Annotated in this window: 12 protein-coding genes and 1 riboswitch; of the genes, 5 read left to right on the plus strand and 7 right to left on the minus strand. The window is 56.4% G+C overall.

Annotation, left to right across the window (positions count from 1 at the left end; translation table 11 throughout):
• Positions 1-194: 194 nt before the first annotated feature.
• Entirely contained in the window at positions 195-1,841 is a 1,647-nt protein-coding gene (pgi, locus tag LQK91_RS10585; RefSeq protein ID WP_105099582.1) for a glucose-6-phosphate isomerase, read from the minus strand.
• Positions 1,842-2,232: 391 nt separating this feature from the next.
• A riboswitch (Lysine riboswitch) is annotated at positions 2,233-2,425 on the plus strand.
• 113 nt (positions 2,426-2,538) lie between these two features.
• On the opposite strand from pgi, the gene lysC reads away from it, so the two are divergent.
• Positions 2,539-3,891, plus strand: coding sequence for a lysine-sensitive aspartokinase 3 (lysC, locus tag LQK91_RS10590; protein WP_003855819.1), 1,353 nt, complete (start codon positions 2,539-2,541; stop codon positions 3,889-3,891).
• A 260-nt stretch (positions 3,892-4,151) separates the two neighbouring features.
• Entirely contained in the window at positions 4,152-5,069 is a 918-nt protein-coding gene (gene panS / locus LQK91_RS10595; protein ID WP_003855809.1) for a ketopantoate/pantoate/pantothenate transporter PanS, read from the plus strand.
• An 85-nt stretch (positions 5,070-5,154) separates the two neighbouring features.
• Here the strand turns inward: panS and LQK91_RS10600 are convergent, their stop codons facing one another.
• From LQK91_RS10600 to LQK91_RS10625, 6 genes are all read right to left on the minus strand, one after another.
• A complete protein-coding gene (locus LQK91_RS10600; RefSeq protein WP_003855807.1) occupies positions 5,155-6,780 on the minus strand; it encodes a Na/Pi cotransporter family protein in 1,626 nt (541 codons plus the stop codon).
• A gap of 109 nt (positions 6,781-6,889) precedes the next feature.
• Positions 6,890-7,882: an ABC transporter ATP-binding protein gene (locus tag LQK91_RS10605; RefSeq protein WP_003855804.1), complete on the minus strand. Its 993-nt coding sequence runs from the start codon at positions 7,880-7,882 to the stop codon at positions 6,890-6,892.
• A 2-nt stretch (positions 7,883-7,884) separates the two neighbouring features.
• Entirely contained in the window at positions 7,885-8,670 is a 786-nt protein-coding gene (locus LQK91_RS10610) for an ABC transporter permease (RefSeq protein ID WP_003855803.1), read from the minus strand.
• A gap of 11 nt (positions 8,671-8,681) precedes the next feature.
• Positions 8,682-9,527 (minus strand): ABC transporter permease, encoded by an 846-nt coding sequence (locus LQK91_RS10615; RefSeq protein ID WP_003855801.1) that lies wholly within the window; start codon positions 9,525-9,527, stop codon positions 8,682-8,684.
• Positions 9,524-10,336 carry an alkaline phosphatase family protein gene (locus LQK91_RS10620; RefSeq protein ID WP_003855799.1) on the minus strand — a complete coding sequence of 271 codons (813 nt, stop codon included), beginning with the start codon at positions 10,334-10,336 and terminating at the stop codon, positions 9,524-9,526. Before LQK91_RS10620 ends, LQK91_RS10615 begins: the two co-directional genes overlap by 4 nt.
• Positions 10,337-10,356: 20 nt before the next feature.
• The gene (locus LQK91_RS10625; protein WP_008926600.1) at positions 10,357-11,418 is read right to left on the minus strand and encodes an ABC transporter substrate-binding protein; all 1,062 of its coding nucleotides are present in this window, start codon (positions 11,416-11,418) and stop codon (positions 10,357-10,359) included.
• Between the two features lie 206 nt (positions 11,419-11,624).
• Between LQK91_RS10625 and LQK91_RS10630 the strand changes: the two genes are divergently transcribed.
• The 3 genes from LQK91_RS10630 to ubiC all read left to right on the plus strand — a co-directional run bounded on the left by LQK91_RS10630 (position 11,625) and on the right by ubiC (position 13,411).
• Entirely contained in the window at positions 11,625-12,332 is a 708-nt protein-coding gene (locus LQK91_RS10630) for a UTRA domain-containing protein (RefSeq protein ID WP_008926601.1), read from the plus strand.
• 69 nt (positions 12,333-12,401) lie between these two features.
• Positions 12,402-12,812 (plus strand): phosphate-starvation-inducible protein PsiE, encoded by a 411-nt coding sequence (gene psiE / locus LQK91_RS10635; RefSeq protein ID WP_105099480.1) that lies wholly within the window; start codon positions 12,402-12,404, stop codon positions 12,810-12,812.
• Positions 12,813-12,898: 86 nt separating this feature from the next.
• The gene (gene ubiC, locus LQK91_RS10640; RefSeq protein ID WP_003855790.1) at positions 12,899-13,411 is read left to right on the plus strand and encodes a chorismate lyase; all 513 of its coding nucleotides are present in this window, start codon (positions 12,899-12,901) and stop codon (positions 13,409-13,411) included.

The raw sequence follows: 13,411 nt of genomic DNA on the forward strand, positions 1-13,411 counted from the left end.
AAAGTCGCTATTATCAGATCCACTTTATACTGGATTAAACGCTGTTCCGGAGCGTGATGTTCAGAATTATCCTGGGGTATTTTAAGACTTTTCCCGTGCTGGCAGGCATCTCTGTCCTGATGAATTACCCAATAAGATGTTAAAACAGACAAAAAAAGGGCGACAAGGTTGCCGCCCGGTAAAATTAATGCCGATTAACGCCAGGATTTATAACGATTAATTAAGGCATTGGTGGAACTGTCGTGAGTGGTAATTTCATCCTCATTTTCCAGTTCCGGCAGAATACGGTTTGCCAGCTGCTTACCTAATTCCACACCCCACTGATCGAAAGTGTAGATATTCAGGATGGCGCCCTGAGTGAAGATTTTGTGCTCATACAGGGCAATCAGCGCACCCAGGCTGTATGGGGTGATCTCACGCAGCAGGATGGAGTTAGTCGGGCGGTTCCCTTCAAACACTTTGAACGGCACGATATGGGCCACTGACTCTGCAGATTTACCGGCATCGGTAAACTCTTTCTCGACAACGTCGCGTGATTTACCAAACGCCAGCGCTTCGGTCTGGGCAAAGAAGTTAGAGAGCAGCTTCGGATGGTGATCTGTCAGCGCGTTATGGGTAATAGCCGGCGCAATAAAGTCACACGGAACCAGCTTGGTGCCCTGATGGATCAGCTGATAAAACGCGTGCTGACCGTTAGTGCCAGGTTCACCCCAGATGATGGGGCCAGTCTGGTAGTCCACCGGATGACCGGCGCGATCCACATACTTGCCGTTTGACTCCATATTTCCCTGCTGGAAATAGGCGGCAAAGCGGTGCATGTACTGGTCATAAGGCAGAATCGCTTCGGTTTCAGCACCAAAGAAATTGTTGTACCAGATGCCAATCAGCGCCAGCAGCACCGGCAGGTTCTGCTCAGCCGGGGTCGTTGCGAAATGCTGGTCCATGGCATGTGCGCCGCTCAGCAGCTGCTCGAAGTTTTCGAAGCCAATTGAGAGAATGATCGACAGACCGATGGCTGACCACAGTGAATAGCGGCCGCCAACCCAGTCCCAGAATTCAAACATGTTGTTGGTGTCGATACCGAATTCACCCACCGCTTTGGCATTGGTCGACAGCGCAGCAAAGTGTTTCGCTACGTGCTGCTGATCGCCAGCAGTTTTCAGGAACCAGTCGCGCGCACTGTGGGCGTTGGTCATAGTTTCCTGAGTCGTGAAGGTCTTGGAGGCAACCAGGAACAGGGTGGTTTCCGGGCTGAGGTCTTTCAGCGTTTCGGCGATATGGGTGCCGTCAACGTTGGAGACAAAATGCATGTTCAGATGGTTTTTATACGGGCGCAGCGCCTCTGTCACCATAAATGGGCCGAGGTCGGAGCCGCCGATGCCGATATTCACCACGTCAGTGATCGCTTTACCGGTATAGCCTTTCCATTCGCCGCTGATGATGCGCTCTGAGAAGCCTTTCATCTTGTCCAGCACCGCGTTGACGTCTGGCATCACATCTTTGCCATCCACCAGAATCGGCGTGTTGCTCCGGTTGCGCAGTGCGACATGCAACACCGCACGATCTTCAGTGCGGTTAATCTTCTCACCCGAGAACATAGACTTGATGGCACCGCTGAGATCGGTCTCTTTGGCCAGCGCCTGGAGCTTATCGAGCGTTTCCTTGGTGATGCGGTTTTTGGAGAAATCCACCAGCATCTGATCATCAAAGGTGGCAGAGAATTTGGCAAAACGATCGGCATCCTGGGCGAACAGATCGGCAATTTCTACCGATTTCATCTGCTCAAAATGCTGTTGCAGCGCTTTCCAGGCTGCGGTTTGTGTCGGATTGATATTTTTCATGGCAACACTCTTGTTGATATTAAGAACCGTCATTCCATCGGAGGCACATCATGCCCGTTTAGCGTTTCAGTATGACCACAGTTGTAACTGAAAGGAAAAATTTTGTCAGCGCGCACCGGACAGGCGATCGGCACGCTGTGGTTTATCGTCAGCATTCACTGGCGCGGACACCCTGCGGGGCACAGACCCCGCGCGCAACAAAGTGTGGCGCAAAAGTCTGCGCAAAACGTTGTGCCGTATCAGGGATTGCTGCAGGTGCTGAACCCATTAAGCACTGTAGCCGCTGCGGCGCGGGTTAATTTGTTTTCTGATGCGGCTCTCCAGCCATCGCTGACATTGACAGCAGGTCCAGAAAAGGCTAAATCTATGCGCCTACTTGCGCACCTGTGCGCAAGCCAGAAGAGGCGCGTCGCCCAGGTAGTGTGTTGGAGGAACCGTATCCGGTGAAAACACATAATGGGGAGCGACGCCGAGGTGGGTCAGCACGCGGTGTGCTGCCTGTCGGCTACAGGGGCTGAATCCTCTGGGTTGTCACCAGAAACGTCTGCAGTCGACGTTTCGCAAGGTGGGGCGCTTCTGGGTGACTCGTCTATCTGATCTTGTCCGCCCGTTTCTGCTCTTTCCTTGTGCCTGGCTGAAAGAATGTTTCTCGACCCTTTCATCGGCGAGAACAAGATAACCTGACACGAGGTCCTACATGTCTCAAACTCTGATAGTGGCAAAATTTGGCGGCACCAGCGTAGCCGATTTTGAAGCGATGAACCGCAGCGCCGATGTGGTGTTGCAGGACGCCAGTACGCGTCTGGTTGTGCTCTCTGCTTCGGCGGGCATTACCAATCTGCTGGTGGCGCTGGCTGAAGGCCAGCAGGCTCCGCAGCGCGCTGTTCTGCTTGATGATATCCGCCGTATCCAGTATGCCATTGTCGATCGCCTGCAGCACCCGGAAGTGATCCGCGATGAAATCGATCGGATGATCGACAATATCAGCATGCTCTCTGAAGCGGCTTCACTGGCCACCTCTAACGCCCTGACTGATGAACTGGTCAGCCACGGCGAGCTGATGTCATCACTGCTGTTTGTGGAAATTCTGCGTGAACGTCAGGTTAACGCGGAGTGGTTCGATGTCCGTAAAGTGATGCGCACCGACGATCATTTTGGCCGGGCTGTACCGGATGTTGAGGTGCTGGCGGAGCAGGCGACGGCGCAGTTACAGCCGCGCATCGGGCAGGCATTGGTCATTACTCAGGGCTTCATTGGCAGTGAACGTGAGGGGCGCACCACCACCTTAGGGCGTGGCGGCAGTGATTACACCGCCGCGCTGCTGGGCGAAGCGCTGAATGCGGCACGAGTGGATATCTGGACAGATGTGCCAGGCATCTACACCACCGATCCCCGCGTGGTGCCGACGGCGAAGCGCATTGACGAGATCACTTTTGAAGAAGCCGCCGAAATGGCGACGTTTGGCGCGAAAGTGCTGCATCCCGCGACACTGCTTCCTGCTGTGCGTCGGGGTATTCCGGTCTTCGTCGGTTCCAGCAAGGATCCGGCAGCGGGCGGAACCCGCGTCTGCAACGAAACCCGTAACCCGCCGTTGTTCCGGGCGCTGGCTTTACGCCGCAAGCAGACGCTGTTAACGCTGCATAGCCTTAACATGCTGCATACGTTTGGTTTCCTCGCCGAACTCTTCAACATTCTGGCACGTCACAACGTCTCGGTTGACCTGATCACCACCTCCGAAGTGAGCGTGGCGCTGACCCTCGACACCACCGGCTCGACCTCAACCAGCGCCAGTCTGCTGACCCAGGCCTTGCTGACTGAACTCTCGTCGCTGTGCCGGGTAGAGGTGGAAGAAGATCTGGCGCTGGTGGCGATTATCGGCAACCAGCTGTCAAAAGCATGCGGTGTCGGCAAAGAGGTGTTTGGTGTACTCGATCCGTTCAACCTGCGGATGATTTGCTACGGTGCCAGCAGCTACAATCTCTGCTTCCTGGTGCCCGGCAACGATGCGGAAAGCGTGGTACGTACCCTGCATCGCAATCTGTTCGAGTAATCCTCTGGTTAATGCCGATTATCGGTGCCGTGCCAGGTGGTTCGATCTACCGTGGTTTAGAGGAAAAAGCAGCGTAATTTCGCCAATATTCTGCGGATCGGCAGCAGTCGATCCGCATTTTGCCGCCTCGCCCCATCTTCGCCTTACGCCATGATAATGAAATGTTATGATCCCGCCTTCGTCACGGCAGTCGTTCCTGTCTGGCGATTCTCTATGGCAAACCTGCATAAAACATAACATTCTTATAAGGAAGTCTGGCTATGCTCGCCACGTTAACCCGCCTGTTCCCGCTCTGGGCCGTGCTGTTGTCTGTCGCCGCGTATTACTCTCCTGGTACCTTTCTCGGCATCGGCCCCTGGGTCACCTATCTGCTGATGCTGATTATGTTCGGCATGGGTGTGACGCTGAATATCGACGATTTCAAACGGGTGCTGACCCGACCTGCGCCGGTAATTGCCGGAACTTTCCTGCACTATCTGGTGATGCCGTTAGCCGCCTGGGGACTGGCAAAACTGTTTCATATGCCGCCCGATCTGGCAGCCGGCATGATTCTGGTCGGCTCCGTGGCCAGCGGCACCGCCAGCAACGTGATGATCTATCTGGCGAAAGGGGATGTGGCGCTGTCGGTCACGATCTCGTCAGTTTCTGCGCTGGTGGGGGTGTTCGCCACGCCGTTGTTAACCCGCTTTTACGTTGATACCCACATTCAGGTTGATGTGGTGGGTATGCTGCTGAGTATTGTGAAGATCGTGGTGATCCCGATTAGCCTTGGGCTGATCATTCATCACAGCATGAACAGCGTGGTTCGCCGGGTGGAACCCTGGCTGCCTGCATTTTCCATGGTCTGCATTCTGCTGATCATCAGTGCGGTGGTGGCGGGCAGTCAGGGCTTTATTGGATCGGTGGGTCTGATGGTGATCGCGGCGGTAATCCTGCATAACGCGATTGGCCTGCTTGGTGGTTACTGGGGTGGCAAGCTGTTTGGTTTCGATGAGTCGACCTGCCGTACGCTGGCGCTGGAAGTTGGCATGCAGAACTCCGGGCTGGCGGCCACGCTGGGCAAACTCTACTTCTCACCGCTGGCGGCATTGCCGGGCGCGCTGTTCTCGGTGTGGCACAACCTGTCAGGTTCACTGCTGGCGGGTTACTGGTCCGGTAAGCCGATTAAGAAGAAGTAACTGTGGCGGCGCATGATGATGCGCCGCTTCTCATTATTGTTGCGCCGGGTGTTTTCAGCCTGTCGCAATGGTCTGTTCACACGCCTTATTCGTAATCCCGCTCATCGTCGGGCTGTTCCAGCACGGTATAGGCCACGCTGCAGAACAGCGAATTCAGACGCTTCATGTCGCCGAGTAGACCAAGGTGCAGTGAGCTGGTCTCAATGCTCTGCACGTTCTGCTGGTGCAGGCGATCAACATGGGCGTGAGAGTAGCGGCGAATCATCAGGCGGAAGCGATGTTTCGCGCGGCGCAGCCGTTTGGCGCTGGTGACATCATGCGACAGAAACACCGACAGGCTCATTCTGAGGTTGGCAATCAACAGCTCCTGCAGCTCCTGCAGCTCTTTTAATCCCTCGGCAGAAAACGCGCGGCCCGCTGCCAGCGACTTGTCAGCCACATCGCCGCTCATCCGTTCAATAATGTCTCCGGCCTGCTCCAGATTCAGCGACATCTCGATAATTTCGCCCCAGCGGCGCGAATCCTCTTCGGGGAGATCCTCTTTTGGCATCCGCGCCAGATAGAGCTTGATGGCGGTATAGAGCACATCGACATCATCATCCAGCCGACGCACCGTGCGCTCCTCGCGGGATTCGCCATGCACGACTTTATTAAACGCCTCCAGCATCTGTTCCACCACGTCACCGATGCGCAGCGCTTCGCGGGCGGCATTCACCAGCGCCAGCGCCGGGGTATCCAGCGCGCTGCGATCGAGATGCTTAGGCTTGAGGTGCAGTGCGTTATCGACGTCGTCGGCAATCATACGACGGCAAAGGCGCGCCATCAGGTCAGCAAACGGCACCATCGCCACGCAGCGAATCAGGTTGTAAAACACATGGAAGAAAATCACTAACTCTTCATCGTTAACCGGCAGCTTATCAAGCCAGGTAGCCACAATATCGACAAACGGCAGGATTACGATGCAGCCAACGAACTTAAATAGCAGGCTGCCGAGCGCCACGCGTTTACCGGCGGCATTCGAGCCGCTGGCGTTGATCATTGCCAGCAGGCCACTCCCAAGGTTGGCACCAATCACCAGACAGAGCGCGACCTTGAACGAAATGACCCCGGTGGCGGTCAGCGTTGCGGTGATCAGCACGGCGGCCAGACTGGAGTAACTGATAATGGCGAATACCGCACCCAGCAGTGCATCAAGCATCACGTCGCCGGTCAGGCTGGAGAAGAGGACCTGGACACCGGCGGCCTGGGTAATCGGACGAGCCGCTTCAACAATCAGCTGCAATGCCAGCAAAATCAGGCCCAGACCAATGCTGGCCCGGCCTAACTGACCGGCGCGGGTCTGCTTGCGGCTGAGGAAAAAGACCACGCCAAAAAAGATAAACAGCGGTGAAAGCCAGGAGAGATCAAAGGTCAGGATACGCGCCATGATGGCGGTACCGACATCCGCACCCAGAATCACTACCAGCGCGGGTGTCAGGCTGACCAGATTCTGCGCCACAAACGAGGTGACCAGCAAGGTCGTGGCGTTGCTGCTCTGCACCAGGGTGGTCACACCGATGCCCGCCAGAAACGCCATCGGTTTTTTTTCTATGCTGCGGCTCAGGACGCGGCGCAGATCGGCACCATAGACCCGCATGATGCCGGTTCGCACAATATGCGTGCCCCAGACCAGCAGGGCCACTGCAGAGAGTAGATTAAGCAGGGTTAACACGTGGTGTCGCTCCTTGTGTCAGGCTGCAAGCAGCACAGACTGCCAGCCTGACAGAGAGAGCAATCTGTGAAAGGGGATTGCCGTACTATGCGTGATTTTTTCCTGTGTTTTAAGCAACCTGGCGCAAAGTCGACATCTCTAATTGTAGACCAATCTTCCTGCCTGCGGGGTGCAAATCCGCCGCCGAGCGGTTTAGCACATCCACTGAAAGTTCGACGTCATGCGCGCGGATCCGATAGCGGATCACGTTGCCCAGCAGACTGTGGCTGAGAATTTCCGCAGGAATGCCCTGGTCTGGCGCGGTGAACAGCATCGATTCCGGACGAATGGCCACCTGGCTATTAAAAGGCTGACCGGTCAGTCGCGTTGCCTGTTCAGCACTCAACAGGTTGTAGTTGCCAATAAATCCGGCGGCGAACAGATCGACCGGCTGGGTATAGAGTGCTTCGGCGTCGCCGTTCTGCACGATTTTGCCCCGGTTCATCAGCACGATGCGATCGGAGAGCGTCAGCGCCTCCTCCTGGTCATGGGTCACGAACAGGGTGGTGAGATTCAGCTCACGCTGGATGCGCCGGATCTGATCGCGCAGATGACGACGGATACGCGCATCCAGCGCCGACAGCGGCTCATCCAGTAGCAGCAGTCGCGGACGCGTCACCAGTGAACGCGCCAGCGCCACGCGCTGACACTGCCCGCCCGACAGCTGGTGCGGATAACGGCGCGCATAGTCGCTGAGTTCAACCAGCTCCAGCACCTCCAGCACCCGCTGGCGGATTTGTGCTTCGGGCAGTTTCTGCATCTTCAGGCCAAACGCGACATTCTTCTCCACCGTCATGTTGGGAAACAGCGCATAACTCTGGAACACCATGCCGATGGCGCGCTTCTGCGGGGCCAGCGGCACAATATCTTTGCCTTCCAGCCGGATTTCACCGCTGTCGACGCTGGTTAGTCCCGCCAGACAGCGCAGCAGCGTTGATTTACCGCAGCCGCTGGGGCCAAGCAGGGTGACAAATTCCCCTTCAGCGGCGCTGAAATCGATCTGCTCGAAGATGGGCGTCGGTCCATAGGACTTGTTCAGCTCTCTGACCTCAAGGTAACTCATATTCAGCCTCGTTCGGGATTCAGGGCGTTGGCCAGCCAGGTGACCAGCAGCACCACAAAGAAGTAGGAGATCACCAGCGCGCTGGTGAAGTGACCGCTGCCGTTACGCATGTTGAAGAGGTAAACCTGCAGGGTTTCATAGCGGTTGCCGACCAGCAGGTTAGCGAAGACAAACTCACCAATCAGAAAGGAGAAAGAGAGCAGTACGGCAATCAGCATCCCTTTGCGCAGGTTGGGGAGCACCACCCAGATCGCTGCCTGCCAGGTACTGGCCCCCAGCAGCTGTGCCGCATCAATCAGCTCTTTGAGATTGATCGCCTGCATATTGTTCGACAGTGCCCGGTAGATAAAGGGGAGTGCGATAGTGAAATAACAGCCAATCAGGATCCACGGCGTGCCGGTCAGCATCAGTGGTGACGACGAGTAGAGCTGGAGTAATCCCACGGATGACACCACTGGCGGCACGGCGAACGGCATCAGGATCAGGATGTTCATTACTGAATCCAGCCGGGGAAAGTAGTAAGCAATTACAAACATGGCAGGCAGCACCAGCGCTAGCGAGAACAGCAGCGCACCAAAGCAAATCAGCAGCGAATGGCCCAGCGCCGTCAAAAATCGCGGGTCGCTCCAGAGCTGGATGAACCACTTCAGGCTGTAGCCCTGCGGCAGAATGGTATTGCTCCAGTCGGAGGAGATTGCATAAAGCAGCGTGGCCAGCAACGGCAGCGCCAGCAGAGTAAAGAGTAACCCGACCATGATTCGATGATAGAGGTGCTCAGCACGTGACATGACGGCTCCTTTCATGGCTGTTTCGCATTGAGATAGCTGCGGCGCACCAGATACTGCTGTACCAGGGTAATCAGCGCCATGATAGCCACCAGCAACATTGCCAGCGCGCTGCCGGTGTTGGGATCCAGCGAGATATCACCGGAAACCAATGCAGCGATGCGCACCGGAACCACGTTGAAATTACCGGTGGTCAGGGCGTAAATCGTGGCGTAAGCGCCGAGGGCATTCGCCAGCAGAATCACAAAGGTTCCGAGCAGCGCCGGGAAAAGAATTGGCAGTCCGATGTGCCACCAGTAGCGCCAGCGGCTGGCGCCCAGTAGTGCGGCCGACTCCTGCCACTCTTTTTTCAGCCCGTCGAAGGCGGGATAGAGCAGCAGCACGCCCAGCGGAATCTGAAACCAGGTGTAGACCAGTACCATGCCGTTGCGCGAGAAGAGTCTGAAGCTCTCAATCACACCATAATGGCGCAGCAGCAGCGTCAGGCAGCCGTTCAGCCCCAGCAGAATCACAAAGGCAAACGCCAGCGGGACACCGGCAAAGTTACTGGTCATGTTGGTAAAGGAGATAAGAAAGCGCTGCAGTCGTCCGCCGCCGAGCTGATGCAGCGAATAGCCGGTGACCAGCGCAATCAGTAATCCCCAGACGCTGGACCAGAGCGAGATATCCAGCGAAAATCGAAATGCCTGCTGGTAGAAGGGTGAGGTGAGGATGTCGTGATAGTTATCCCAGCCCCACTGGCTGTTCATGTCACTCCAGAAGCTGTTGATGGCGATCCACAACAGCGGTGCCAGCTGGAAGGCGACCCAGAACAGGGTGAAAGGTAACAGCAGCAGCAGTGCGACGCCTTTTCCCTTCATCTTTGTGACTCCGCCAGCAGGCCGCGGCAGACCGGCTTGTCATGCGCCACCTCAAGCAGTTCACACAGCGTGCCACACAGGTCGGTTTGCTGCGGCGCAAGGTCAGGCTGCAGCGAGAAAGCATGACCAAAGACAAACAGCGGCACCGTGGTCTCCTCCGGCAGAATCCCGCCGTGGGAGCGATCGTCATTCATGCCGTGATCGGCGGTCACCATCACCTGATAGCCCTCGGCCAGCCACAGCGGCATCCACTGCGACAGCAGGCCGTCGGCGATACGTGCCCGGTTGCGGTACTGCGGCGAAGAGAGCCCCGACTTATGACCGGCATCGTCGATATTCATCGGGTGGATCAGCAGAAAATCGGGATCGTGACGCAGCCGCAGGCTCTCCGCATCTTCAAACAGATGCGAGTCAGGATAGCTATCGTCAGAGTAGAAGTGGCCGAACTGAATGGGCAGGTCCGGCGCATCGGTGTGACGATCGCGCGCCGGAACGAACGGAGTGCGGTTGTAAAGCTCACTCACCCAGTGGTAGGCCGCCGCCGCCGTAGTCAGGCCCGCCGCACGCGCAAAGTGAAACACGCTGCGCTCGCGACTTAACCGGCTGACGCCATTATGAATAATGCCGCTTCTGACCGGCGGAACCCCGGTCAGAATGCACTCATAAAGCGGGCGCGACAGCGACGGCAATTCACAGGTCATACGGTAATAGAACCCGTTGCCCTGTGAACATTCGGCATGCAGGTAACCCATTGCATGTTGTGCGACCTGATTGCTCAGGCCGTCCAGCACTACCAGGATGGTCTTCATTCCGTTCTCCCTGCCGCGAATTACTGCTGCATGTTGATGATGACGTTTTCCTGCCACAGGCGCGGCAGCATTTTCGACGATTTATCCCAGGCAGCCTGATCCTTAACCGGACGGGCATTTTTATATTCTGATTGCGGCAGCAGGCGAGCCTGAACGTCTGCTGGCAGCGTCAGATGCTCAGCACGAATCGGGCGGGCATAGCCTTTAGCCAGATTGATCTGTCCCTGGTCTGAGAAGATATATTCGCGCGTCAATTTTGCGGCGTTAGGGTGTTTCGCATATTTGTTGATGATGGTGGTGTAGCCGGAGGTCACTGAGCCATCAGACGGAATCACCACTTCGTAGCGATTTCTGTCAATCTGGTCGCGGTAGTTAAGGGCGTTAAAGTCCCACACTACTGCCATCTGCACTTCACCTTTTTCAATGTTGGCAATCACCGGATCGGTCACGCCAAGACGCCCCTGTTTTGCCAGATCGGCAAAGAAGGCCAGCGCCGGTTTCAGGTTCTTCTCATCACCGCCTAAGGCGTAGTTGGCAGCCAGGACGCCGTTGGCCGCCTGAGCTGCCACGCCGACGTCACCGATAGTAACCACATACTTACCTTTCTTCAGATCGGCCCAGCTGTGGGGGATATCTTTAACCTGCTGCTTGTCGATCAGAAAAGCGATGGTGCCGGTATAAGCCAGTGCCCAGTTACCCTCTTTATCTTTGGCCCAGGCCGGAATCTGATCCCAGTGCGTCGGTTTGTAGGGCTGGGTTACACCCTTCGCGACAGCGATTGGACCAAAGGCGGCGCCCACATCGCCGATGTCAGCGCTGGCGTTCTCTTTCTCTGCATCAAATTTCGCCAGCTCCTGCGCCGATGACATATCGGTATCGCTGTGCTTAAGGCCATATTTGGTGCTGATGTCGTTCCAGGTATCTTTCCAGTTGGCCCAGCTGTCTGGCATCCCGACGCTGTTGACCTGACCTTCACTGCGCGCCGCTTTTTCCAGCGCGGCGAGGTCGTTATCGGCGGCCTGCGCAACGGGCAGGGTGAGGACTACAGCACTGGCTACTACAGAGGCGATAAACGCTTTCATCTCAGTTGCTCCGGGTGTAAGTTGATGGGCCTGGCTGGTCTAGTCCAGCAAGAACCGAGCCAATGTAGCCCCTCTATATGAACGATTTATGACAAAGCGGCGCTGTGCGGGGAATGGGCGATGAAAGACGTGGCGCGTTCGCCCGCCACAGGCGTGTTTATCTGACCAGTAAAAGTGCGAAGTCGCACCAAAATGAGGCTACTGTTGTGGAGTCGATAGCACTCAAAACGGCGGATGCGATAGCCAGCGCACTGCTGACACGCATTCAGGCAGGTGAGTTCAGCGGCGGACGCCTGCCGGCAGAGCGTGCCTTAAGCGAGGCGTTCAGCACCACGCGGATTACTCTGCGGGAAGCGCTGGGCAAGCTGGAAGCGCAGGGGATGATCTACCGTGAACTGCGTCGTGGCTGGTTTATCGCACCGCCGCGTCTGATCTACAACCCGCTGCATCACAGCCACTTTCATGCCATGGCGACGCAGCAGGGGCGTCAGGCAACCACTGAGGTGATCGCCGCTGAGCAGGTCGCGGCGCACGAGAGCGTAGCCACTGCGTTACGGCTGGCACCCGGCTCGGCGGTTTACTGCATACGCCGCCTGCGGCGCATTGATGGACGTGCGGTGCTCTATGTTGAGCACTACCTCAATCCCCGTTTTTTCCCTGGCCTGCTTGATGAAGACCTGACCCGTTCCCTGACCGATCTCTATGACCAGCGCTACGGTATTCGTTATGGCGGCGCGCGTTTTACGATTATGCCAGGCCCTTTACCCGAGGTCGCAGCGCCCACACTGAATGTGGCACCGGGCAGCCCCGGCTTGCTGATCACCCGCATCAACCGCAATCAGCAAAAAGAGGTGATTGACTGCGATTGTGAATACTGGCGTTACGATGCGCTCTGTGTTGATGTGGAGGCCTGAGGCGTTATTGTGATTTGCGTCACACTCGCGCATGATGCTGCGCTAATAACTCCTTTTTAAAGGCGCAACATGAGTGACAAAAATCCTTTGGCCCGCCACCTTGCAACGGTACTGCAATGGGTGCTGAATCTGGGGCTACTGAGTCTGGCGATTATCCTGATCGTCTTTTTAGGCAAAGAAACGATTCATCTGGCAAACGTGCTGTTTAACACCAGCGAGCAGGCTTCCTCCTATCTGCTGATTGATGGAATCGTCATCTATTTCCTCTATTTCGAATTTATCGCCCTGATTGTTAAGTACTTTCAGTCGGGCTATCATTTTCCCCTGCGCTATTTTGTCTATATCGGGATCACGGCGATTATCCGCCTGATCATCGTCGACCATAAAAATCCCTTCGATACGCTCTGCTACTCTGCGGCGATTCTGATTCTTGTCGTCACCCTGTGGCTGGCAAACAGCAACCAGCTGAAACGCGAGTAATCCTCCTGCCGTCTGACACGACGGCAGGTGTTCGCATCGCCTCTCTGCGCTAAACTAGCGACCTGAAAATTATCGGGAGTGGTGCTATGTCGCAAGACGCACTCAGCTTATTACGTTCGCTCAACTGGCTTTCTCCGTCGCAGGCCACCCTTGCGCCGCCATTGCTTGACTGGCTGATGGAGGAGGATTCAATGACGCGCCGTTTTGAACAGCACTGTCAGCGGGTCACGGTTCAGCCGCTGCGTGAAGGCTTTATCGACGCCAGCGAGTTGGGTGAGGAAAGGGCGTTATTGCCAGACGACGAACGCTTCTGGCTGCGTGAAGTGCTGCTGTTCGGCGACGATCAGCCCTGGCTGGCTGGCCGCACGCTGGTGCCGGAAAGTACCCTCAACGGGCCAGAGGCGATGCTGCAACAGCTGGGCACCCGTCCTCTGGGTCGCTATCTTTTCTCCTCGTCGACGCTGACCCGCGATTTTATTGATCCGGGCCAGGTAGAGGGATTGTGGGGACGGCGTTCACGCCTGCGTCTTTCCGGCAAACCGCTGCTGCTGACTGAACTGTTTTTGCCGGCATCGCCGCTCTATCGCGATCTGGTCTGA

Source organism: Pantoea sp. MHSD4 (assembly GCF_021043305.1).
Classification (GTDB): Bacteria; Pseudomonadota; Gammaproteobacteria; order Enterobacterales; family Enterobacteriaceae; genus Pantoea; species Pantoea eucalypti.